Origin of the sequence: Clostridium felsineum DSM 794, from assembly GCF_002006355.2 — a bacterium.
In the GTDB taxonomy this organism is placed as follows: domain Bacteria; phylum Bacillota; class Clostridia; order Clostridiales; family Clostridiaceae; genus Clostridium_S; species Clostridium_S felsineum.
The window spans coordinates 4317823-4344486 of the sequence record NZ_CP096980.1 but is presented as its reverse complement, the minus strand read 5'-3'; the positions used below and the strand labels follow the sequence as shown (position 1 = coordinate 4344486).

Below are 26664 nucleotides of genomic sequence, written 5' to 3'. Positions count from 1 at the left end.
ATCTAATTATGGCTTTTGTGTTTTTATAAAAACATTTTTTGGTATTCTATTACATTATATATAAATCATATACTATTATACAGTAATTAAAAAGTGGAGGTTAAAATTGATAAATTATATATGGTTTATATTTATATTTGTAGGAACTATTGTAGGAATTTTTTCAGGAAAAGGAGAAACTCTTTCAACCTCAATAGTGCAATGTACTGAAAGTTCCGTTAAGTTAATGATATCACTTTTAGGAATTATGTGTCTTTGGTGTGGGGTAATGAAAATTGCAGAGAAAAGTGGTCTTACGGACAAGCTTTCCATAATATTAAGACCTATATTAAAAATAATATTTAGAGATGTAAATAAAAACAATAATGTAATGGGACCAATGGTTATGAACATAACTTCAAATATGCTTGGACTTGGAAACGCTGCAACTCCTTTTGGAATAAAAACTATGGAAGAAATGCAAAAAGTAAATAAGGACAAGAATACTGCAACTAATGATATGGCAAAATTTCTTGTTATAAATGCTGCATGTATACAACTTTTACCTACAACAATAATATCAATTAGGGCTGCGTCAAATTCGTCAAATCCAGCAGTTATAGTTATTCCTACTATAATAACATCAGTAATTACGGCTATTATGGGAATAATTTATTGCAAAATTCTTGAAAAACACTTTTAGGAGGAATGCAAGTTGAATTATATTTCAAGAGCATTAATACCAATTATAATATTTTCAATAGTTTTATACGGTATGATAAAAAGGGTAAAAGTATATGAGTGTTTTGTAGAAGGAGCTAAAGATGGAATTAGAATATGTGTTAATATATTTCCTTATATTCTTGCAATGCTTCTATCAGTTACTATATTTAGAGAATCAGGTGCAATGCAGTATTTAATAAATATATTAAAACCAATATTTAAAATCATAGGATTTCCATCAGAACTAGTTCCACTTATAATAGTAAAACCTTTATCTGGAAGTGGAGCAATTGGAGTTTTCGCAGAACTACTAAAAAAATATGGAGCGGATACATATATAGGAATAATTGCATCAATAATAATGGGATCTACAGAAACAATATTTTATACTATAACAGTTTATTACGGAGCCATAAAGATAAAAAAGATAAGACACACATTATGGGCAGCAGTTATGGCAGATATGACGTCAATTATTGTAGCAATATTAGTAGTTAGATTTTTAGGAATTTGAAATATCTCAATAAAAATGGTGCTATTGGGAGAATGATGGATTTAATATTATAAAATTGTATGTTATAATTATAAATGCATATTTATTACATATAAGGGGCTTACTATTACTAATAATCAAAGAATATAGTAGGAGGTAGTTTTATTGAAGTGGTTTAAAAATCTCAAAATGGCACCTAAGTTAATGTCTACATATTTTGTTATGATAATATTTATACTTGTGGTTGGAGGTATAGGTATAAAAAATGCAAATCAGATGTACAAAAATGGTCTGCAAATGCATGATTATAGTTTTGCAGCTATAAAGAAATTAGATGATATAAAGCAAAATGTTGCTGATATTAGATATGACATATTAAAGATTACATATGATAATAATTCCAGTGATGAAACTAATAATTTAGAAAGAGAAATTTCAGAAAAGTCTACAAAAATTGATGCGGATATGAATTATTATAATCAAAATTTATTATCAAACGATGAAAAACAAATATTTAATGCTGTAAATGAGGACTTGCTAGAGTACAGAAATACATATTCAAGAGTGTTAGATTACATGAATTTAAGTAGTACGGATGAAGCTAAAAATGAATTTGGTCAGTTATCACAACTCAGGGATAAGCTAAGTAATGATATCAATAAAAATATATCAGTAAAAACAAATCAAACAGATAAAGCTAATAATCAGAATAAGTCAACATATTACAGCTCATTTTATATTTTTATAGGGATAATAGTTTTAGATGCTGTTGTAGCAATAGCCATGGGATCCATGCTTGCAATATTTATTTCTAAAAGACTTAAAAGAATTAGTAAATTTGTAGAAAGTTTTGGTAATGGAGATCTTACCAAAACTTTTAAAGTAGATAGCAAGGATGAAATAGGAATGTTAGGTGAATCTTTAAATAAAGCGGTAGAAGCCATGCAGGAACTAGTAAAGGTAATATATAAGAATGCAGATGAAATGGGAGTTTCAAGTGAAGAACTATCCGCTACAACCCAGGAAATATCCTCAAAAATTCAAGCGATGAATGATGAAGTTGAGAGTATTGTAAATGAAATACAAAGCAATAGTATGACGTCAGAAGAAATAAGTTCATCTGTACAAGCAGTAGATATGAGTGTAAGTAAATTATCAAGTAAAGCTGGAGACGGAAATTCTAATTCAACAGAAGCTAAAAAAAGAGCTGAGAGGGCTCAAGATCAAAGTGACATATCAATAAAAAGAATACAAGATGTATATGAAAAGAAAGAGAAAAAAATACTAGAATCAATTGAAAAGGGAAAAGTAGTTGAAAATATAAGAGTAATGGCAGATACCATTGGAAATATATCAGAGCAAACAAATTTGTTAGCACTTAATGCAGCTATAGAATCGGCGAGAGCAGGAGAAATGGGGAAAGGCTTTTCGGTTGTAGCAGATGAAATAAGAAAATTATCGGAGGAATCATCAAAGGCAGTTGAAGAAATATATAACACCATTTCAAAGGTTCAAGAGGCATTTAAAAGTATGCAAATTGATAGTAAAGAAATACTTCAGTTTATTGATAAGGATATACGAGAAGAATTAACAAGCTTTAAGGATATGGGAAAAGATTATTACTCTGACTCTCAGTTTGTAAGCTCTATGTCTGAACAGGTAGCACTTATGTCAGAGAATCTTAGGGTAACAATAAATCAGGTAAATGGAGCAGTTAAAGGAATGTCAGAAACCAGCAAAAAATCCTCCGAAAAATCACAATTTATAAGAGAAAGCATAAACGAAACCTCAAAAGCAATAGAACAAGTAGCAATAACATCACAAACCCAAGCAGAACTTGCCCTAAAGCTAAACAACGTAGTACAAAGATTCAAAGTAAACCCATAAGGGGTTTGGGCGAAAGCCCATTATCCTTCTATAACCCAGAAAAATCACTTTCTCAAAAAAATAATAGAAAGTAAGAAAAGACAAAATCTAATATAAGGGGTTTGGGCGAAAGCCCATTATCCTTCTATAACCCAGAAAAATCACTTTCTCAAAAAATAATAGAAAGTAAGAAAAGACAAAATCTAATATAAGGGGTTTGGACGAAAGCCCATTATGATTCTAAACATACATGAGGTTTGGACGAAGTCCATTATCCTTCTTTAACTAAGAAAAGAACTTTCTCAAAAAGAAAACAAAAGTTATTATTATAACCCAGAAAAATTACTTTCTCAAAAATGTTAAGAGGTGTAAAATGATATTTTTCGATATAGATGGAACACTATTAGATCATAAGCAGGCTGAATTATTAGGTGTTAAAGAATTCTATGAGATTTATAAAGAAAATTTTAAAATTGGAAGAGAAGAATTCTATAAAATTTGGTGCGAAATATCAGATGAATACTTCAATATTTATTTAAAAGGTAAAATTACATTTAAGGAGCAGCGTATTAACAGAATAAAAGGTATATTTTCCTATTCAAACATAAAGCTTACAGATGAAGAAGCAGAAGAAAAGTTTAAAATTTATTTGAGTAATTATGAAAATAATTGGAGACCATTTGATGATGTAATACCATGTTTAAAAGAGTTATCAAGAAGTTATAAACTCGGCATTATAAGTAATGGTGATTTTAATCAACAATTATTAAAGTTAGAAAGAATGAAAATTAAAAAGTATTTTTCAAATATTATTACATCAGGAGAACTGGGAATTTCAAAGCCTGATATAAAAATATTTATTAGTGCTTGTGAAAAAGTTAATGAAAAACCACAACAATGTTATTATATAGGTGATAATTTTAATACGGATATAATATCTTGTGAAAATGCAGGATTCAAGGGTATTTGGTTAAATAGAACACAAGAAGTATTAGTGGAAAATAAGGTGAAAGTGATTAATAAATTAGAGGATTTAGTAATAAATTTATAATGATAAAATCGACTGATAAGTATCAAAGTCAGTCGATTTTTTATTAAGTGCTTTTAAAGTATTCATCACAAAATTTAGTTTCAACATAAAATATAGTATAAAGATTAAAGATAGGGTGAAAAGATATGAAGTTAAATGCCGCTGAAATTATAGACATAGATAATATAAATTATTTTAAACAATTCAATATCTATAAAACAGTACATTTTCCTAATAGTAATATAAATTTAAAGGAGGAAATTAATTATACTTCAAGAATCGACATTGTATCTGCAAAGCTTATTAATACACCAATAGGTATATCTATTGAAGGACAACATTTAACAGGTAAAAAGCTTGTAATATTAGGAATTTTAAATGTGAATTTATTGTTACATGGAAAATGTAAATATGAAGATAAAGCTATGAAAAATATAAAAATACCTTTTAGTGAATTTATTGTGGTACCAAGAGAAATTTGTGAAGATAAAGAAGTAAATTTAAGATATTTAATAGAAGAAGTTATAGTAAGACCCATTACTAAACATGATATTTTAATAAGTTCAGTTATTTTATTACAGTATATAGATGAATATATATTAGAAGAAAAATAAGCGGAAAATCAATAAAATACTTTGATAGCTTATAATAGAGGTGATGAGTTATTTGAGAATAGTTAATATTGTTCAAGTGGATTTTAAATATAGGTTATCAAAAGATACTTCTGTAATAACTAAAACTACATTCTCAAATAAAGTTGTAACTACTATAGTAGAAAAACCGCTTATAATAAAGATGTGGGTTAACAAAAGCTGTAGTTTATTTTATGATATTTTATCTTATAAGATAGAAATTCATAATGTTAGTGGCGGAAAAATAGAGAAGTTATTGTTAAGAGATTTTTTACCTGAAGGTATAAACTTTATTTATAATTCTTTGCATATTAATCATGAACTTTATCGCTGTACTAATGTTGAGGGCTTAATATTTATAGGGGAAATTGAAGAAGATGAAAAGGTTGAGATTTCATATAAAGTAGTAATAAATGAAAAGTGTAAACTAGATATAATTAAAAATATGGCAGAGGTTACTTTTGAGTGTATATATAATATAGAAGAAAAACCAATAAGAATCTCAATTTACAGTAATGTTGTTGATACTATATTAAAACGTAATTTATTTAAAGAATTTATAGTGAAAAATAAAATTAATATACCTAGATGTAAAGGATCAATAGATAGTATTGTGAAAGTTGAAACCAATATTAAAGCTGTAGATGCAAAAGTTATAAATACAAAGAATAAAAAAGTTTTAGATGAATGTCTTAATCTAAAGGCAGAGAAGGTGCTATTTTTAGGAGTTGTAGAATATAAAATAAAGTACATTCATAAATGTAAATTAATTTGTTATAGCTGTGTAAAGGGGTTTTCAACAATAATGGAAGTTCCTAAAGGTGTGAATTATTTTAGAGAAATTAATATTGAAATGTTAAATGAGAATATTGATTACTTTGTTTTAGACAAACTTAATATAGTTATTTCCAACTGCTTAATTATAAAGATTGGAAATTGAAGGCATGTAAGCTTAAAATGAAGGTTATATGCTTTTTTTAGTTTATAAATTCGTTATTGTTAGAATATGTTTAAGATCAAGGAGATAAGGGACATAAATGATATTTCCCTATTTTAATGTAAATAAGAATAGTAGACTAATTTATGATATAATTTATTTTATGTAATTGGCAGTATATAAAGCAACAATTGATAATAGTTAAATTAAAATTATTAAGGTGGTGTTAATTTGAAAAATCATTACATTACTAAAATCAGGATAGATAAATTAAGACATTTAGAAAATATTGATATAGAGTTGAGTCAAAGTGAACGTAAGCATCTGTTATTAACAGGTAAAAATGGAGTTGGAAAAACAAGCACATTAGCTGCTATTAAAAGTTGGATGATATGTATACAAGGGGGTTCTGTTAAAACTCTAAGAATATATCAAAACCAAATTAAAAACTTATCATTTAAATTAAAAGGTGAGATCAGTGAAGATAAAAAGCTTAAAATACAAAATGAATTAAAACAATGTTATTATTTATTAAATAATATTGGAAATAGTCAAGTGGATTTAAGTTTTTTTGGCGATGAAAATGAATACTGTACATTTTATGATCAAGGGAAATTTATTTTAGCGTACTATGGTGCTAACAGGAAAACAACCGTTGAAATACCTAATGGAGTTGAAAAATTAAAATTAAAAGAAACCTATTCTTTAAATGAAAATCCAAGTAATATTTTTGTGAAATATCTTGTGGATTTAAAAACTCAACAGTCTTTTGCAAGAAATGAAAATGATTTAGAAGTTGTCGCTAATATAGAGGCATGGTTTAACAGACTAGAAAATGCATTAAAGGTCATATTAGGAGATAACAGTATTAAGTTGAAATTTGATTATAGAAATTATAATTTTAAGATACTTCAAGAGGGAAGAGAACCTTACGGGTTAAATGAATTATCAGATGGATATTCATCAATTTTAAATATAGTATCAGATTTAATATTAAGAATGGATAAAAATAGAGCAAGTGAAAAGAGAAATTATGTATTTGATACTGAAGGAATTGTAATGATTGATGAGTTGGAAACACATCTTCATATAGAACTTCAAAAGAAGATACTTCCGTTCTTAACTGAGTTTTTCTCTAATATACAATTTATAGTTACAACTCATTCTCCATTTGTATTAAACTCTGTAGATAATGCAGTAATATATGATTTAGAAAAGAAAATTAGGTTGGAAAATCTATCAAATTACTCCTATGATGGTATAGTGGAAGGATACTTTGAAGTTGATAGTTATTCACAAGAATTAAAAGATAAAATAGCTGAATACAAAAAGCTTGCTTTTAGAAATGATTTAAATGAAGAAGAACGTGCACATAGAGCGGAATTAAGAATAGAATTAAAAAACGCATCAAATGATTTAGCAAAAGAACTAAAATCTGAATTTAACGAAATAGAAGAGAAAAGGAAGAAGTTAAATGATCAGAATAGATAGGACAATAGAAGCACCCAAAGTCTTAGAAGAAGAAAAAAACAAACTAAATGGAAGCTATAATAAAAAGGAAGTTTTAGATGCTTTAAAAATAGTATTTAATAACAAATGTTATATATGCGAGAATAAAAATATTACTTCATATAATATAGAGCATCTAAGACCTCACAAAAATGTAAATAAAGATTTGAAGTTTGATTGGCAAAACCTATTTTTAGCATGTGCACATTGTAACAATATTAAATCAGATAATTATGAAAATATATTAGATTGTACAAAAGTTGAGGTAGATGAATTAATTGCTTTTAGGAAAATCGGTAATTTTTCTTGGGAAGAAAGAATAGAAGTAACCGCTTTAAAACATACCACTGAAATAGATGAAACCGTGGAATTATTGAGAAATGTTTATAATGGGACAACCGAAATGAAAAAATTAGAATGTTTCGCAATAAAAAAAGAATTGAGAGATGAAATAGGACGATTTATTGATGCTATAAATAACTATAAAGAATCAGATGGTGAAGATAAGAAGGATGCCAAAGAATTAATAAAAAAATATTTAAAATCGAACTCACCTTTTTCAGCATTTAAAAGATGGATAGTAAGAGACAATAGGGATAATTTAAGCGAATTTTTACAAGAAGACAGTATTAAATTAAGTTTATTATAAGGGGTTAGTAAATATCCAATAGCAATATACTTATGTAATGCGAGCTGAAAAAAATCAACTCGCACTTTTTAATTTCTAATCAACTGTAACTTTGTATATTACAGTTATTATTTGCCCAGGATTCATAGTACCTAGATCGAAACCAACAGATGGATTAAGACCAGGTTTACTTACTCCATTTACAGTTACAGAATTTATAATAAAGGTTGTATTTTTAGGCGTATAATCCAAGAACTCAACATTACTTGTGTCAATGTTTCCTGTATTTTTAATTACGATTGTATAGGTTAAAGTATCACCAATTGTTGCAAAGTTTTTGTCAACAGCTTTTGTTACAGTTAAGTTTCCTAGAGCTACGTTTGTGGTTGTAGTATTGGAATAGGATGAACCATTAACAGGACTTCCTTTTGGATCAACTAGAAACTTAAAGGTTGTTATGGCTTGGTTTGTAATCTTATTACTATCAGGTACAGCGTTAACTGTAGCTGTAAATTGTATTGTAGTTACATTACCAATACCTAAACTACTAAGCGTGAAACCTTTAGTAGGATCAAAGGTTGGTTCTTGCGTTCCATTTACAATTACGCTTCCAGTATTAAAGGAAGCACCATTTGAAGGTGTATCTTGAAATAAAAGATTACTTGCGATAACATTTCCAGTATTAGTTAAATTGATAGTGTAGGTTAAAATATCACCTATGGTAGCAATAGATTTGTCAACAGTTTTTGTAGAAGTAATTTCACCTTTAACCACATTTGTAATAACATTATTTGATGAAATTGTTTTTGTTGTGGAATTACCAGAAGGATCTATCTTATAGTTAAAGGTTGTATTAGAGTTATTAACTATTTGTGCGGTAACAGGGAGAGCTGTTATTTTAACCTCAAAGGAAACCGTCACAACAGTACCTACAGTCAAGTCTCCAAGAGTAAAACCATTAACAGGATTTAAAGCAGGATAAACTACATTATTAATACTTACAGTTCCAGCAATAAATTGAGCTTCTGCTTGAAGATTATCAAAGAACCAAGTATTTAAAGCAGTTATATTTCCTACATTTGTTATTGTGTTTGTATAGGTTAAAGTATCATAAACTTTAGCGTACATAGTGTCTACAGCTTTTATATTAGTAAGATTTCCAACATTTATTTGAGTTGAAACAGTATTTGAAGTTGTGCTTACTTGATAATCGATGCCGTTAGGATCTACTTTGTATACACCATTAAAGGTTGCGTAATCAGTTACTATAGGTGGTGTTGTAAGAGTTGTTGCTTTGGTATTAAAGGTTATAACTGTAGTGTGTCCTGATATTATATCTGGAAGACTGAAGCCTGTTATTGGATTTAAATTTGTATTAATAACACCATCAATAGCCACAGTTCCAGGAGTAAAGGTTGCCCCTTGTGATAAATTGTTTAAGAAGTATAAAGAACTTACAGTTGTGTTTCCGGTATTTTTTAAGTTTATAGTGTAGCTTAAAGTATCGCCTATAGTAGCGTAAGCTAGATTAACTACAGCTAAGGAACTTAAATTTGCATATACGATTATAGTTGAAACGGAGTTAGAATTAGTGGATTTAGTGTAGAGTCCATCGTTAGGATCTATCTTATATGAGTAGGTTGAGGTTGCTAAATTGATTATAGTGTATTCTTCTGGAAGCGAGTTTACAGTTACCTTAAAGCTTATTGTAATTGAGCTTAAGGTTGCTATAGTTCCTAAATTGAAACCAGAAGTAGGATCATAGTCAGGTTGAGTAGTACCATCTATAGTTACAGAGCCAGTTACAAATGAAGCAGCACTAGGTAATGGATCTGTGAACAATACATTTTGGACATCCACATTACCAGTATTAGCAACTTTTATTGTATAGACCAGAGTGTCATTTATTTGTGCATAAGCTTTGTCTACGGTTTTAGTAAGGGTTAAATTTCCAACATTTATTTGAGTTGTAACAGAGTTACTATCTTTTTCTGTAACTATATAGTCCTTAGTTGGGTCAATTTTATAAGAGAAAACTATATTAGCTATATTTTTTACAATATTAGGAGAAGGTAGAGAGGTTATTTTGGTATTAAACTTAACTATTACAGTATCACCAGGAAGTATAGTTCCCAAAGTGAAACTTTGATAAGGATTAAGTCCAGGTTTAATAATTCCGTTTATTTGAACAGAATCCGTAACAAAGGTTAAACCGCTTGGTATTACATCTCTAAAGTTTATATATTCTGTATTGGTATTACCCGTATTAATTATAGTTGTAGTATAGGTTATTATATCATCAAGTGTAGCGTAGGTTTTACTAGTTTGTTTAGTTACAGAAAGCATTCCAACATTTATTTGAGTTGTAACAGTATTACTTGTAGATGATGAAGAAAGTGCAGTTTTAGTTGGATCAACTAGATAACTGTAATTTGTAGATGCATTATTTCTTATATAATAGTTAGTTGGAAGTGATTTTACAGTAACATTAAAGGTTACGGTTGTTGAAGCACCTTTTGCTATATCACCCAAATTAAAACCGGTATTAGGATTTAAATTTGGTTTAGCAGTATCATTTATAGTTACAGAACCAGCTACAAAAGCAGCATCACTTTGAATTATATCCTGAAGTGAAATATTGGAGCAGGTTACATTACCTTCATTTTTAACTACTATAGTGTAAAGTAAAGTATCGTTAATTGTAGCATAAGCTTTATCTACAGCTTTAGTAAGAGTTAATTTACCTAGATTTATATAGGTTGTAACAGTATTGGAATAAGCTGTAGAAGTTGCTGTAGGATCTGTTACTGTAAGTTTATAGCTAAAAGAAGTATTTGCGATATTATCTACTTTGCCTGATGCTGGAAGTGAATTTACAAGTACATCAAAGGAGACAGTGTGTGTTCCATTTGGTATTAAATCACTTAAACTAAAGCCAGTATTAGGATCAAAATTGCTTTGTTTTACACCATCTACAACAATAGTTCCTGGTACAAATGCAGCACTAGTTGGATTAGGATCCTTAAATATAAGGTTTGTTGCATTTACAGAACCAGAGTTTGTTATATTAATCGTATAAGTTAAGGTGTCTAAAACAGATGCGTAAGATTTATTTACAGCTTTAGTAAGAGTTAATTCACCATAAGCAACATAAGTTGTTGTGCGGTTAGTGTTTATACTAACATTAATATAAGGATCAGCTGGATTTACTCTATAGCTGTATTCAATAGTTGCGTAGTTTTTAACTAGATTATCACTTGGACGTTTTGCTATTGTTACAGAAAAGTTTACAGTAGTGCTAGAGTTTGCACCTATATCGTCTAAAGAAAAACCATCATTAGGGTTAAAGGTTGGTTTACTTTGACCATTAATTGAAACTGTTCCTTCATTGAAGGTTGTATTTGTATCTATTGGATCTGTAAATTGAACGAATTTAGCAGGAACATTACCAGCATTAGTAATAGTTACAGAGTAATTTAAGGTGTCTCCTATTTTTGCGATACTTTTATCCACAGTTTTATTACTAGAAACAATAGCGTTGTTGATATTTACAGTTGTTTTATTTGAGGTTATATTCTTTGTTAATGCAGCCTTACTGGGATCTACAAAGTAAGAGTAATTTACATTACCGGTATTGTATAACTTGCCGTCACCAGGAAGGGAATTTACTGTTACTGTAAAGCTAATTGTAGCAAAAGAGCCCACTGGTAGATTATCTAATGAGAAACCAGTGTTAGGATTGTAATTACTTTTATTCGTACCATTTACATATACACTTCCTGCATTAAAGCTGGATTCTACTTGAATGGCATCCTGGAATAATAGATTACTTAAAGTAGTATTTCCTGTATTTGTTACTACAAAATTGTAGGTTATGGTATCTGTAAGTCTTGCATATTCTCTATTAGCAGTTTTATTAACTGTTAAGGTTCCAGAGGTTATAGTTGTATCTACAGTATTACTGTTAGAATAAGCTAAAATGTCAGGGCTTGTTGGATCGATTTTATAGTTATAGTAAATGGTAGAGGAGTTATGAACATGACCTTGATAAGGCAAAGAATCTACAGTAACTTTGAATACTACTGTTATAGTACTATTAGGAGTAATAGTTCCTAAAGTAAAGCCAGTAGTTGGATCATAATTAGTGAAAGGAGTACCGTTTATAGTTACAGAACCACTAGTAAAGCTTAATTCAGAAGCTAAAGAATCAATAAAATTAGTGTTTGTGGCATCCACGTTTCCTGTGTTTTTTATAACAGAAGTATAGGTTAAGGTATTTGAAACCTCTGCATATAATTTATCTACAGATTTAGTGTTTGTAATAACTACTTGATTTAAATAGGTTGTTACGGTATTACTAGTAGAAGAATCAGAATACTCATAGCCAGAAGGATTTATTTTATAAGTGTAAGTCATGCTAGCGGTATTATTTAACTGGTTAGGATTTGGTATAGTAGTTACAATTACTTTAAAGCTTATTACTGAAGTTCCAGCACTAATTATATCAGGTATATTAAAGCCAGTATTAGGATCATAGCTAGGATAATTTACATTATCAATAACCACAGAACCAGTAACAAATGAAGCACTAGATCCAATTAAATCTTTAAAAAGTATTTTAGTTAGAGGTACCGTTCCAGTGTTATTTGCAGTAATAGTATAAGTTAAAGTATCATCTACAGTAGCATATTTTTTATCCACAGTTTTTGTTAAAGTTGCAGAGCCTTTGTTTATAACTGTTGTTACAGAATTACTATTTGAAGTTTTGCTAACAGGTTGATTAGCAGGATCAATAGTATACGAGTAACTTGCAGAACCAGAATTTATAATTGTGTTAGGGGATGGCAGTTTACTTACAGTTACGTTAAAGTTTATATCAATTACCTGACCTACATTTAAAGAACCTAAGCTAAAGCCAGTAACTGGATTATAGTCTGATTTGTTAATACCATTAACTGTTACTGAACCAGATACAAAAGCAGCTTCACTTTGAAGTGAATCAAAGAAGAATACATTGTTAACAGGAACATTTCCAGTGTTAGAAATTTCTAAGGAATAAGTTATGGTATCACCAACAGCAGCATAAGAAAGACTAGCAACCTTTGTTAAAGATAGCCTTCCATCAATAATTTTGGTTTGTACTGCATTGGACTTTTTACTTTCGGAAATAGTAGGTGAATCAGGATTTACCTTATAGTTATAAGAAATATCACCCATGTTAACAACATATCCAAAAGGTGGGGCAGTTTTAACTTGAGTACCGAAAAGTATTTCTACACTTTGGTTTGGTTTTACGGTTCCAATGTTAAAGCTAGTATTAGGATTGTAATCTAAATAGTTAATACCATCTACATAAACAGAACCAGTTAAAAAACTTAAATAAGCTGATATTTCATCGTTAAATTTAACGTTATTTAAATCCACAGTTCCAGTATTTAAAAGAGTACATTTATAAACCAAAAAGTCTCCTAATACAGCATACTTTTTATCCACAGTTTTTGTAAAAGTGAAACTTGCTGTGTTGATAACTGTTTGAACTTGGTTGCTAGTAATGGTGTTAGTAAGTGGATTACCATTTGGATCTGGTTTATAGCTGTAAACTAAATTTGAACTGTTATAAATAATATTAGGATTTGGAACAGAATCTACTTTAGTCTGAAAAGTTACATTGATAGTGTTTCCAGGTGAAATAGTACCTAAACTAAAGCCTAAATTAGGATTAAAACCAGTTTGTATTAAACCATTTATTGCTACGGTATTTGGAATAAAAGTACTTTCACTTTGTATAGAAGATAAAAATGTCGTATTTATGGCATCTATATTACCTGTGTTTGTTATATTAACTGAGTAATAAAGTATATCATTAAGAGTTGCATAAGGTTTATCTACAGTTTCGCTTATAGCCATAGTTACAAAATTAGTTCTTGTAGTTACTTTGTTAGAATCCTTCTCTGAAGATATTACAGGTGTTGAAGATGAAATTTGATAGTTAAAAGGAATTTTAGCTATATTTTCGATTATTTGATTTGGTTGTATTTCATTTATAATTACTTGATAAGTCACTGTAGTTGTGTCTTGAGCGCTTATATCATCTATAGAAAAACCTGTAAACGGATTAGCACCAAGTTTTCGTACTTTGTTGACATAAACGCTGCCATCTACAAAAGAGGTACCATTAACAGGAGGTTCTATAACTTGAAAATTTGTAGCTGAAATATTACCAATGTTAACTAAGGATAAGGTATAGGTTACAGTATCACCAACATTAGGATAGTAGTTATCAGCGGTTCTTTTTGCTACAACGTTATAGAATTGAGTTTGAATACTTGTAGAATTACTTAGTATTGTTTTAGTTACAGGAACGGCATACTGATTAAAAATATAGGAAAAGCTTACAAGAGAGCCGTTGTCTATAACTGTATTTGGAGACAAGCTATTTACTTTTACAGAAAAGGTTATTATAGTTTGTGCTTTTGAGGCTAAATCACTAATAGAAAAGCCAGTATTTGGGTTATAATCTGAATAGGAAACACCATCAATTTTAACTGAATTAGGGATAAATGAACAATATTTATTTATTTTATCCTGAAATAATATATTAAAAGCCTTTTCAGAACCTGTATTAGTAATGGTATTAGTATAAACTAAAGTGTCACCAAGCTTCGCAGTAGGTGAAGAAACTGATTTTACTACATTAAGGCTTCCATCTTGAATTATTAAGCTTAGAGAATTTGTATTTGCGTAATTAATATAAGTTGGAGAACTAGCACCAGAGGTAAAGGCGTAATTGTAGTTAACAGTAGTATTTGCAGTAGACCCATTTTGAGTAAGTGATACAGCTTTGATTGTAAAGGCTACATTGGTTACGCCAGAAGGTTCGATATTACCAATGTTTATACCAGTTGTAATGTTTGCACCGGTTTGAGTTACTCCATTTATAGTTATTGAATTAGGAACAAATTGAAGGGATGAGTCTAAATTAGTAGATAAAGTTACATTTTGAGCAGTTGTTTTGCCACTATTAGTTATTTTTACAATATAGACTGCACGTTCATTTACGTTTATACTATATTCATTATCTCCATCTACATCATAAGCATTTAAAGTGGCTACTATATTAGGTGCAGAAGAATCTATTTGTGATGCAATTCCTATAAGCTCTAAAGCACTGGTAGAATTACTTAAGGTGTATTGACCAGCTAATTGTGTTTGATTAGCAACTAAAGTATTTGAGATATCAACGCAGGTTATATCCCACTTATTTCTTGCACCGAGTACTTGAGTTGGAACGAAGGCATCATGATTTGAAGTACCTTTAGTACCACTAATATCTATAAGACCTTTATTACTATTTAAAGTATCTGCAATATTTATTTGACCAGAGCTAAAGGAATTCCATGGATTATTAGGGGCAGTACCTGGATTAGGATTAGGTGTTCCTATAGGATTTCCAATAGTTGTTAGCTTTGCAAAGGAAGGACCTATTTTTAGTATATCATTGCCATCTAAAGGATTACCGTTTGCTGTTACTATAATTAAATCACCCTTTAAAGTTTCTTCATTGGCTTCTGTTGTAAAGCCTGTAAAGGAAGCTTGAATTGGAATAGCTTGAGTTGCAGCTTCAATTCCTAAGGCATAAACTATTCTCTTTGGTTTAAAAGAATCATGTCTATATATTAAAGTAAGAGTCCAACCGGCTTTAACTTCACTTAATCCAGTAGGTGGAATACTTGTTGGAATATTTTTTACAGTGTATGTGCCACCAAGAGAAGTTTTAACTATAGAGGTTATATCAGCGGATCTAAGTCTATCAGTGTCAGAAGTTGGATTAGTGTAGCTGCTAGAAAAATCAGGATTTACAGAAACACTTCCAGTTGGAGTTACAAGAGTTATAGGATTATCTTGAATACTTCTAACATCAATAGCACCATTAGCTGAGCTCTTTACAGTAGAAAACCAAGTTAACTCTGCATATAAAATAGTGCTTCCACTTAATATATTGATTTTTGCACTACTGCCACTTAAGCTGTAATCTCTTGTAACACCACCATCAGGTGTTATCATATAAGACGTATTTATTGTTGGGGCAGTGGTATCTCCGCATATAACTAAAGAGTTACCAGTGGTTGTGATTATAGCTTTATCAATAGTAGAAAATCTCCCTATTAATGCCATTATTATCTCCTCCATTGTAAACAATTTTATAAGTTAATTTAGTTTTTTATATACTAAACGCAGTATATACTATGAAAAAAAAATGTGTTAGGTGAAGGTTTTATTGTGAGAAACTATTTTACACCTAAGAATATATTAAATTTAGAAAAGTATATTTTTAGGAGGAAAATTTCATGGCAAATTTAATGCTTACAATAGATAAAGCCTCTGATGTAGCGATTCTTTTGGGAGGTACAGCAACTTTTACCTTGAAAATAAAAAATGTAAGTACAAACAAAAAACTTTACAATTTAAATATATATTTAATACTTCCGGATGGAATGACTTACTCTTCAGCTTCAATTTATGAAACCTCAAAAATATATAATAGTGATGGGACTTCTAAAATTTCATGGATAAATTTAAAAGACTTAGTTCCTACAGAAGATGCATATTCAGTGGATATTACAGTAAAAGGTTCAACTATTTTTAAAAGTGGAACTACGATTCCATTTGGCTATAGTTTTAATGGAATAAAAGTAAGCTGTGAAATGGATACTATGCCAAGAGGAAATTATGATGTAGGGAATGAAAAGGAAAATGCAGAAGTTAATATGACTTTTAAGGCTGTTAGATTTTATAGTACAATTACAACCTCAGGAAAGGTTTTAAAGGGGGCTGGTACTAGTAGAATTTCTACTGATTACACTAAGGTTTATACATCAACTTGTAAATTCTATAACAATAGTGTGGGAACTTCTAATGTAAATATAACAATATTATTGCAAAATGGTATTAGATATATAGGCTCAATTACAACTTCTGGAACGGACAAACAGAACTTTTTATATCCTACAGTTTCAAGCATAAATATAGGTGGAAAGATTTTTACTAGTTTATATTATGGTAGTGTTACATTGTCTAAAGGTTCCAGTACCACTGTAAATTTTAAGTATTCAGTATGGAACAGATATGATGATAACATAGGGGATTTTATAGTCCATGGTACAAAAATGAATATGAGTTGTAATATAATGTCAAGAGATGATTCTGTGGATAGCAGCTGTTCTTTTTCAGCTATGGATTTGATAATTACTGATAGCATAAATAGCCAGTCAGTAGATGTGGATGATAGTGCAACTTTAAGCTATACTTATGAGGTAGGAGGATATTATAATGTTAAAGATATAGTTGTAGGTTATATTATGCCTGATGGAACATCATATGTATCTAGTACAGCTTCACCATATTCCGCTACAGAAAATTCTACACTTAAAGGGATTGAACTTATATATAAGTTTCCATTAGCAGCCATGAATTCATTAAAAACTGTAAATATAAGTGCTAAAATAAATAAAAATTACAAATATAATTTGGATACTTCGGGAAATGGTTTGCCTATAGTGGTGTATGATAATTTTAAAGCAGATACAACAATATCAGGTACGAAGGTAGAAAGTTTAGAAGTGGTTATAGATTCATCTAATATAACTTTTTATATTAAGTTTCCTAATATTTATAAAGATTTTTTGAATGGATATTATAGAGATGGAACTATTAAAACTATAAGTACACTAGCACCTTACGACTTTGCAGAATATAAACTTACCTACGATGCCAGTAATTTAAAAGCAGTACAAAAAGCTGTATATATGGATGATTTTTTTCCTTTATCAGTAGAGCCTATAAATAATATAAATTACAGTATATCAGGTTATAATCCAAACAGCAATTATGATATTGATCCTCATGGAGTGGAATTTAATTATGGTCATATTTCAGGTCTACAAAAATCAATTATAAACTTCAAAGGACCTATAAAATATTTAGGTAGTATAGGAGAAAATATTAATTTATTGAAAATGAAGGGCACTAATACAGTAGGCGTTTCCTATAGCAATAGGACTCAAGTAGCTGTGAAAATAGGAACTCCTAATATTCAACTCACAAAAACAGTTACAGGTCCAAATAAAACAGCAATTAGAAGTAATGAGGTTTACTCTTATATTGTCAGAATTTCTAATACAAATACACTAGGTACAGAAACGGATGCTTTTAGTTTTGTGCTTTCAGATGAATTTTCTAGCTGGTTTACAGTAGATGTCCAAAGTATATCTATATCAGGAACAGGAACCTTTTCTGCACCAAACTATGATAGCTCTAAAATACAAATTCCTATTACTAAACTTGCTCCAGGAGCATATATAACCTTAACTTATAATGTAATTATAAATGATTTGTTACCACCAGGAATATCCATTAAAACCACTGCAACTAATACCAATCCTTATTCACAACTTTATGATACGTCTCTTGATAATTATCAGTATACAAATGGAGTAAAATCAACTTATACAACAATATCTTCTCAAAATATTTCTGTTACTAAAGCTAGTAATACAGATGTCTTTAAAGTAGGTTCATCAATTAATTATACAATTACAGTAACGGTTCCAATTGGTACTGTGGTTTTTGATTTGTATGTTAAAGATACTCTTTTAAATGGCTACCAAGCTTATAATGGAGAGGCAACTAGGAATGGAACGGTAGTGAGTCCAACAGTAACCAATAATTTAGTGACTTTTAAGAGTGAAGGCTATATTGATGCTAGAAATGAAGATAAAATTATTACCTATACTATAAGCTGTAAAATTATAAAGGGTTCAAAAATTATAGGTGCTATTTTAAGTATTCAAAACAATACAGTTCAAGCTTATTTTAAACAAAAAAGCGATAGTACAACTTGGATTTCTGTTAGCAAGACTTTAGGGATTACAATAAATTATCCTAATATTGTTATGAATTTAAGTGCAAATTGTAGAGAAGTAGGGAGTGGCTATAATATTACTAACGATATAATGGCTGGATCAACTTTGGATTTTAAACTTAAATTTGTGAACAATAGTATTATTGACTTGGTTAATGGAATAATTCAAATACCAATAGATAGCAATTATATTTTTAGTTCTATAAATTCAGCTTATGGTTTTAATGCAAGCTATGATAACGTTAATAAAAATATAGTGATTAATATAGATAGACTTCAACCTAATATAAATAGAACTTTAAATTTTACAGTGGTATGTCAGGGAGCGTTAAGGTCAGGGACTATAATTAATACCATAGCAAAAGCGATTAGTTATTATAATGATATTACAATGAAAGAGGTTTACAGTGGCGAGCAAAGTAACACATGCACTTCCAATCTTCCAGCAAAGGTATCAATGCTTCCAGATGATAGTGATAAAATTGATGACAATACTTCTTATAGAGTTACAGCACCAGGTAATGTGGTTACAATCTTTAACTATTTAAAGAATATAGGAGGAGGTTATGATGATTATAGCCTAGCTTTTAAGGAAGTAGGTATTCCTTATGATATTTATATAGATAATGTTAAAATAGCATCAGTTACGGCTAATAAACCTTTTAACTATACTTCTAGTTATTTAAATAATATGCCTCCAAATGTAGTGAGAATAATACAGATAAAGGCCCTTGTACCCAAGTCTTCAACCTTAGGTTGCAAATATAATTTTGTTATAACGGCAAAATCTAAAACAGCACCCTATAATGAAAAAACAGTGGTGAATATAGATCCTGTTTAGAAAAATAGAGATGTTTCATTGAGATAATTGATGAAACATCTTTTTTACTTTTAAATATTAAAAAGTAATCAATAAAAAAGGCTATTATTGACATACAATAAAGAAAACAATAAAATAAAAAGATAAGTAAGGAACATATTTTACTAAAGATAAAATTTATGACATAAAGTGGTGATACAAATAGCAGATGAAATATTAGTAGTAATTTCAAAAATGGACTCATTTATAAAGGAATTAAGAAAAGGAATAGACAAAACAGAAGCAGTTAAAAATGATATAAAAAGAGAGCAGAGAAGATTAAATAATGGATTAAGTTCAGATATAATTAAGGCAGTTCAAGGTGATGTAACTAAACTTATAAGTTCTTCAAAAAGTATTTTAGATATAATGGTGAGGATGTCAATAAACCTAAACACTGCAAAAACGGAATTTATAAATGCAGATAAAAACAGCTTTGAGTTAAAAGCACTTCATATTAAAAGAATTTACAGAGGGGAGGAGCCTTCAAAAGAAAATACAGGAAAAGCAAATTTATTGCCAAATGCTAAGTTGGAGAAAGATATATTAAGGTGGGTATTTGAACAAGCTATTAAAAGTAAAATTGAAAGTGATATAGTAAAAAGTAAGCTAAAGGTGGGAGACTTTGATGGGGCCTCAATAGAGCTTACTGGTATGGATGTAGAAAATGTGCTAAATGCCCTAACTATGGGGGAAGCAGGAGCAGCAATTGAGGGGTTTCAAACGCTATTTAAGTTAGGTTCAAAAGGATACAAGCTACTTAAAGTAGGCATAACTGGAGCAAAAGAGGCTCTATCAAAATTAACAGTAGCAAGCGTAGCGTTGGCATTTGCAGGTGCAAAGGGATTTGAACAAATAGAAGAAACAGCCCAAAATTTAAAAAAAGAAGAAGGAATAATAAAGACAGCTTTAGAGTCAGCAAAACGAAAATTAGATGATCTTTATAAAATAGTGTATGATGGGGAAAGTGGTGGTAAAGAGAAGGTTAGTAGTGATGCTAAGTCTAAGGTAGTAGGTCAAACTGAAAAATATACTGAGAACATGAGAAAATATATTATAGTTCCAGAGGACGGTTTTCAAGCGTTGATTGAAAGAAAGTATATTGAAATTAGAAAATTAGGGTTTAGTGATGTTAAAACAGTTTCAAAAAATACAGGGTTACCAGAACAAGATATTATAGAAATGAAAAAACATTTGTTTTTAGATACTCATGATTTATCTATAAGAGGTAATTCTCCTAAAAGATTATATTTTCAAGCAGATCCGGATATTGCTTATGCTTGGCAAAAAGCACAAAATGGAGAACTTACACAATTACAAAAAAATTGGTTTAAGGAACTGAAAAATCATGAGATAACAGAAAAAAAATCTATGGATAAAGGGATGCTTTTAAGAGATCCATCTACATGGAATTCAGGAACAGAGCAATTTACTACTAATCCTTTAAAAAATGCACACGATAAAGCAAATTTAACATCTCCCAATCCAACAAATCCATTTCCAGGATATGATTCAGCATCAGATTTTATTAAAAATATGGATAAAGATATTAATTATTAATTTTGAGGTGATAAAATGTATATGAAAGAAGCAATTGCTAGGATTAACAATATAAAATGGGATATAGTAGGTACAAATGTATCAGAAAAAGAAAGTAATTTAGGATATGAATTTTTAAGAAGGTTAGCTAACTTCTTTAAAGATGAATCAATAAAACCAATGAAGCCACTAGTTACTAATATAGCCAAATTACTTGGTGATACTGAGGAAGAAATAGTTATTTCTGATTATTGTACTTCTGAAGTTATAGAATTTTTGGGCGAAAATTTATATATGAAAAATGTGATGCAATACTATATACAATTGGCTAGGTATGCTGATAAAAATTTAGAGGCTATTAAATATCTAAGTGTATACGAACCATTGATTAGGATATTTGAAGAAGGGGGTATGTTTATTCTTAAAATAAATACGTTAGATATAGTTAATGTTGCACATTTCCCATTAGATAGATGGTATGAAAGGTTTGTTGAAAAAGAACATATTAATATAGATAATCTATAGTTGTTTATTCATAAGACGTAACAATTAATGTTAATAATAAATTAATACTAAATAGGTTATATGAGGTGTAGGTGAAATAAATATTATTATTGAAAAGTGAATAAAATAATGAAAGATGAATTATTTGGACAATTAAATTATGACTATCTTTGGGAAGGAAAAACCCAAATTAGATTATATGAAACTGAGTATGAATTAAATTTAAATGTTGATGGAGAAGAAGATGAGGAAATAAAACAAATTCAGAAGGAATCTTTTATATTTTATAAAAAATATGAAAATAATATAGCTAAACAAATAGAAGAGGAAATTTATAATTATTATAAATCCATATATAAATATATAAGAGAAAGAAATGATGTTAATATATTGAAAAAAGCACCTGATGTTACAAATTATTTGGATATAAAAAAGTTAATTAAACCTATAACATTGTGTATACCATATTTAGATGATGATGAAAATAGAGAAATAGATATATTATTTGAATGTACATGGGATTTTGATCTGGGTATGGGAGTACGAATTATAAATGAAAAAGTTACAAAGATAGGGATTCAAAGCGATGTTTTATAAATAAAAAGGGGAAATTTTAAAAGTGAGATTAGGTATAGAGATGTTTCATTTGATATGGTGGAGGAAACATCTTTTTTGCTTTGATAAGTATATTAAATAAATTTAAGTTACAATATTTGATAAAAGATTAATATTGTAACTTAAAAACTATTAATTTAATAAAAAAATACACTTTATCATGATAATATGATATAATATTCTGAAAGATAAAATTATATGAGGGTGAGTAAGTATGAATGAAACTAATGTAAGTTATGGTAAATTAAAAGGAATAAGCAATGCAGAATATTATGAAAGTGGACAAATAAGTGAATGTAAATTAACAGAATATTGTGAACTTGTAACTGATTTAGGAATTTTAGTTCCAAAGTTTCAAGAGGACGGTGTAAGAACTAAAAATACAAGGTCATTATCCTTTTATAGAAGCGGAAAATTAAAAAGCATTTCTTTAAATACAAGCTCAATAATAAAAACATCTATTGGTGATATAAAGGCAGAACTATTAACCTTTTATGAAAGTGGTAATATAAAAAAACTTTTTCCCGTAAATGGTAAAATAACTGCTTTTTGGCCTGAACAAAAGGAATATAATTTAGCAGAGGAGTTAAACCTGACGCTTAAAATCGGGAATATTGCAAGTAAGCTTGTAGCTATCAGCTTTTATGATTCAAAGAAATTAAAAAGTCTTACATTTTGGACAAGAGATCAAATATCAGTAGCTTCGCCTATAGGCAAGGTAAAAGTTAGGATGGGTATAGCTTTTTATGAGAGTGGAGAAATAAAATCCTTAGAACCGATAAATAAAATATCGGTCAATACACCTATTGGAGTTATTAGGGCATATGATATAACTGCAATTGGACTTAGTGGAGATGTAAATTCTCTTTGCTTTTATGAAAATGGAGAAATTAAATCTTTAGTTAGTTCTACAGATAGGATAGAGATATATGATAAAGAAGACGGCTATATAACAGCTTTAGAGCCTAGTTTAAAACCTAGTTTATTTAGAGAAGATAAGATGGATATTATACCATACAGTATAGAGTTCATAGGTGATAAGGTTAAGTTTGATAATACAGATAAAGTATTTAGCATAAAAGAAAATAAATTTAAAATAATAAATGATTTTTATAAACTTAATGAAGATATAAATAATTGTAAGTCCTGTAGTTAATTTAAATCTTTATTACCCTTTCCTGTAATTCTTCCGTTTTGAAATTGTATGCTAATAGTACTGCCATCACTATTAATCCATGCATATGCTTGTCCATGATTCTTACCATAGTGTTCTGTATAAAGCCTACCAGGTCCTAAAATTTTTACTACCTCATCATAGGACATACCAATGGAGATTTTGTTAAAATCATCTTGTGTTACTTTTGCGTTCATGGAAGTGTCTATAAAACTGTGATATTTTCTTAGTATTTTATCATTATAGAAGTCCACCCAAATACTATTTTGTGTGTCATTTGACCATTCATAAGATTGTGAAGGAAAATGTGCTCCGAGATCTTTTCCGTCATTATTCCCTAGAATAGCTTTTACTTCATTGTAATTCATGCCTTCTTTTATTTTCATAAATTGATCTAAAGTATACTTTTGAGTTTTAGCCTTAACATGTGTTATTTTATGTTTTTTATGAGTATATGTTATAGGATGATGAGGTTTAAATATAAAATATAAAAATCCACATAAAATAATGCATATAAGAAATAAAATGATAATTATTTTCCTTTTCATAATGGCCATCCTCTTTCACAATAAATATTTTATTGGTATTTAAAATCAGTAGAGTAATCACTTATCAGTTTTTCTTTTGAAATTTTATAATTTATCTCCATTAAACTCCTCTTAAAATATGTGTGCAGATATAAAGTTAATATTTACTATATAGGGTTAGATTAACAATGATACATATGGATGTCAATAGGTTATTTAGCTATGCTTAGTGTGAAGGAAACACTATAATTCTCGAGGTGGTGTAAAAAAAAGTATGTTTTGTATCGAAAAACATTATAAGGGGAAAGGATATTCATAAGGTACATTTTACAAGTTATATATAATGCTATATATATTAACAAAAGTTAAAATAAAAGTTATAATAAAAATATAATTTTGAAAATTCAAATCTAAATGGAAAATGTAAATAAAAATTATATAAAAGGTATAAGCTTTATTCATTTCCATATAATGCGTAAATGGGGTATGTATCGTGGAAAACGAAACTTTAGAAAATTCAGTAGTAAAAGATTTAATAAAAAAGATTGATGAAAAAGCAGAACAGTTTACAGCACAGATTGAGAATTTAAAAGAAGAATTTGAGAGTAAGGTAAAATATGACAAACATAAAGACGATATAATAGATAGTCTTCATGAACAGCTTCAAGATTACAAAAATGACATAATCGGGAAAATGATAAAACCACTTCTTACAGATATAATTTATACCATCGATAATAATAATAAGACTTGTGAAGCTTTAAAAGAAAAAGATGCAGCTGAGTTTACTAAAGAAAAAGTACTTAAAGTAGTAAGTGGTTTATCAGAGGATTTAGAGGATATGCTTTATAGGCAGGGAGTAGAGGACTTTACTTTTGATTTTCCTGAATTTGATCCTAAAAGACAGAAAATAGTTAAAACAGTTGAAACTGAAGACAAGGACAAGGATAGAACTGTTGCTAGAAGTATAAAAAAGGGTTACCTTCTAGAGGGTAAAGTAATACGACATGAACTTGTAGAAGTATATGTTTATAATAGTTGTTTAGTTAACAAGGAGGAAGAACATGAATGAGATTTTTGGAATAGATTTAGGTACTACCTATTCATGTATATCTTATGTAGATGAATATGGAAGACCTGTAGTTGTTCCTAATGCTGAGAATGAAAGGATAACTCCATCGGTGGTATTTTTTGACGGAGATAACGTTATAGTTGGAGATGTAGCAAAAGAAAATTCAAAAATGTATCCGGAAGAGGTAGTATCTTTTGTCAAGAGATCTATGGGTGATGAAAACTTTTATTTTGAGCATGGAGGAAAAAGCTATCATGCAGAGGAAATTTCCAGCTTCATATTAAGAAAACTTATAAGTGATGCGGAAAATAATTTGGGACAAAAGATAAGTGATGTTGTAATAACATGTCCAGCTTATTTTGGAATAAATGAGAGAGAAGCTACAAAGCTTGCGGGAGAAATAGCTGGCCTAAATGTAAAAGCAATAATAAATGAACCTACAGCAGCTGCAGTTGCCTATGGTGTTGATTATGATAAGGACAAGGTTGTTTTGGTGTATGATCTTGGAGGAGGAACCTTTGACATAACAATGATTGATGTTAAAAAGGATTCTATAAAGGTTATATGTACAGGTGGAGACCATAATCTTGGTGGAAAAGATTGGGATGATGCGCTGATTGCATATATGGCAGAGCAGTATAAAGAGATAACAGGTAACGATAAAGATATATTGGAAGATCCTGAGACTTGCCAAGAGCTTCAGCTTTTAGCAGAGAGAGTTAAGAAAACTTTATCACAAAGAGAAAAGGCACCTATATCCATTAATTACGAAGGAGAAAGGGCAAAAATAGAAATAACACGAGAAAAATTTAATGAATTAACTTATGACCTTCTTCAAAGAACTATAAGTCTTACAGATGATATGCTTAAAGAGGCAGCGAAGAAAAATTATACTGCTTTTGATGAAATACTTCTTGTTGGTGGTTCTTCACGTATGCCTCAAGTTGAAGAAATAATAAAAAGTAAATACAGTATAGAACCTAAAATATTTGATCCGGATGAAGCAGTCTCAAAGGGAGCAGCCTTGTATGGTTGGAAGCTATCTGTAAATGATGAACTTGTAAGAAGAATATCAGAGGATACAGGAAAAGATATTGAGGATATAAAGAAAAGTATTGATGAAAAAAGCATTGACGAAAAGATTATTGAAACGGCGGCAAAAAAAGTTGCAGATGATACAGGTTATACGCTTTCAGCAGTTAAAGCTTCAAATGTTAAGGTGGTTAATGTAGTAAGTAAAAGCTTTGGAGTTGTAACATATAATAATGAAGAAAAGGAAGTTATATATAATTTAATAGTTAAAAACTCCGAGGTTCCATATGAATTTACAGAAAGATTTGGAACTAGGGAAGAAAATCAAGAAAACGTCATGATAAAAATAGTTGAAGATGAGCTTACAGATAAAATAGTAGATATAACTTATGGAAATGAAATAGGAGAGGCTGAGCTTACGCTTCCGGAAAATTTGCCTAAGAATTCTCCAGTAGATATAACTTTTAAATTAAACGAAGAGGGAAGACTTCAAATTAAAGCAGTTGAAGCAGTTGAAAAAAGAGAAATTAGCACATCTATAGAAACAAGTTCTGTAATTAAAGGCAAAGATCTTGAGGAAGCTAAAGAAAGAAACAAAAATATTGAAGTGTCGTAAGGATTGAT

General features: G+C 29.4%; 17 protein-coding genes. 15 read left to right on the top strand and 2 right to left on the bottom strand.

What is annotated here, in order from left to right:
- Positions 1-106 precede the first annotated feature (106 nt).
- The 8 genes from CLFE_RS20170 (at position 107) to CLFE_RS20135 (ending at position 7818) form a co-directional block, all read left to right on the top strand.
- Positions 107-682 carry a nucleoside recognition domain-containing protein gene (locus CLFE_RS20170; RefSeq protein ID WP_077834579.1) on the top strand — a complete coding sequence of 192 codons (576 nt, stop codon included), beginning with the start codon at positions 107-109 and terminating at the stop codon, positions 680-682.
- Positions 683-694: 12 nt separating this feature from the next.
- Positions 695-1216, top strand: a complete 522-nt coding sequence (locus tag CLFE_RS20165; RefSeq protein ID WP_077850808.1) for a spore maturation protein — start codon at positions 695-697, stop codon at positions 1214-1216.
- A 144-nt stretch (positions 1217-1360) separates the two neighbouring features.
- The gene (locus CLFE_RS20160) at positions 1361-3082 is read left to right on the top strand and encodes a methyl-accepting chemotaxis protein (protein ID WP_077893948.1); all 1722 of its coding nucleotides are present in this window, start codon (positions 1361-1363) and stop codon (positions 3080-3082) included.
- 352 nt (positions 3083-3434) lie between these two features.
- On the top strand, positions 3435-4112 hold the full coding sequence (locus tag CLFE_RS20155) for an HAD family hydrolase (protein WP_077893949.1): 678 nt from the start codon (positions 3435-3437) through the stop codon (positions 4110-4112).
- Between the two features lie 125 nt (positions 4113-4237).
- Entirely contained in the window at positions 4238-4705 is a 468-nt protein-coding gene (locus tag CLFE_RS20150) for a hypothetical protein (protein ID WP_077893950.1), read from the top strand.
- A 52-nt stretch (positions 4706-4757) separates the two neighbouring features.
- Positions 4758-5663, top strand: coding sequence for a hypothetical protein (locus CLFE_RS20145; RefSeq protein ID WP_169850966.1), 906 nt, complete (start codon positions 4758-4760; stop codon positions 5661-5663).
- 228 nt (positions 5664-5891) lie between these two features.
- Complete coding sequence (locus CLFE_RS20140; RefSeq protein ID WP_077893952.1) at positions 5892-7151, top strand: AAA family ATPase; 1260 nt, start codon at positions 5892-5894, stop codon at positions 7149-7151.
- Positions 7135-7818: an HNH endonuclease gene (locus CLFE_RS20135; protein WP_077893953.1), complete on the top strand. Its 684-nt coding sequence runs from the start codon at positions 7135-7137 to the stop codon at positions 7816-7818. The genes CLFE_RS20140 and CLFE_RS20135 overlap by 17 nt, the downstream gene beginning before the upstream one ends.
- 75 nt (positions 7819-7893) lie before the next feature.
- Here the strand turns inward: CLFE_RS20135 and CLFE_RS20130 are convergent, their stop codons facing one another.
- The gene (locus CLFE_RS20130) at positions 7894-15972 is read right to left on the bottom strand and encodes a DUF7507 domain-containing protein (protein WP_077893954.1); all 8079 of its coding nucleotides are present in this window, start codon (positions 15970-15972) and stop codon (positions 7894-7896) included.
- Positions 15973-16145: 173 nt separating this feature from the next.
- On the opposite strand from CLFE_RS20130, the gene CLFE_RS20125 reads away from it, so the two are divergent.
- The 5 genes from CLFE_RS20125 to CLFE_RS20105 all read left to right on the top strand — a co-directional run bounded on the left by CLFE_RS20125 (position 16146) and on the right by CLFE_RS20105 (position 23391).
- Positions 16146-19559, top strand: coding sequence for a hypothetical protein (locus tag CLFE_RS20125; protein ID WP_077893955.1), 3414 nt, complete (start codon positions 16146-16148; stop codon positions 19557-19559).
- 171 nt (positions 19560-19730) lie between these two features.
- Complete coding sequence (locus tag CLFE_RS20120) at positions 19731-21137, top strand: hypothetical protein (RefSeq protein WP_242951648.1); 1407 nt, start codon at positions 19731-19733, stop codon at positions 21135-21137.
- A gap of 21 nt (positions 21138-21158) precedes the next feature.
- Positions 21159-21641, top strand: coding sequence for a hypothetical protein (locus CLFE_RS20115; protein ID WP_242951649.1), 483 nt, complete (start codon positions 21159-21161; stop codon positions 21639-21641).
- Positions 21642-21749: 108 nt separating this feature from the next.
- Complete coding sequence (locus CLFE_RS20110; protein ID WP_077893957.1) at positions 21750-22217, top strand: DUF6985 domain-containing protein; 468 nt, start codon at positions 21750-21752, stop codon at positions 22215-22217.
- Positions 22218-22449: 232 nt separating this feature from the next.
- Positions 22450-23391, top strand: coding sequence for a hypothetical protein (locus tag CLFE_RS20105; protein ID WP_077893958.1), 942 nt, complete (start codon positions 22450-22452; stop codon positions 23389-23391).
- Here the strand turns inward: CLFE_RS20105 and CLFE_RS20100 are convergent.
- Positions 23388-23957, bottom strand: coding sequence for a DUF3862 domain-containing protein (locus CLFE_RS20100; RefSeq protein ID WP_169850967.1), 570 nt, complete (start codon positions 23955-23957; stop codon positions 23388-23390). The two genes, CLFE_RS20105 and CLFE_RS20100, sit on opposite strands and share 4 nt — an antisense overlap.
- Before the next feature lie 472 nt (positions 23958-24429).
- On the opposite strand from CLFE_RS20100, the gene grpE reads away from it, so the two are divergent.
- A complete protein-coding gene (gene grpE, locus CLFE_RS20095) occupies positions 24430-25008 on the top strand; it encodes a nucleotide exchange factor GrpE (RefSeq protein ID WP_077893960.1) in 579 nt (192 codons plus the stop codon).
- Entirely contained in the window at positions 25001-26656 is a 1656-nt protein-coding gene (locus tag CLFE_RS20090) for an Hsp70 family protein (protein ID WP_077893961.1), read from the top strand. The genes grpE and CLFE_RS20090 overlap by 8 nt, the downstream gene beginning before the upstream one ends.
- Positions 26657-26664: the final 8 nt, after the last annotated feature.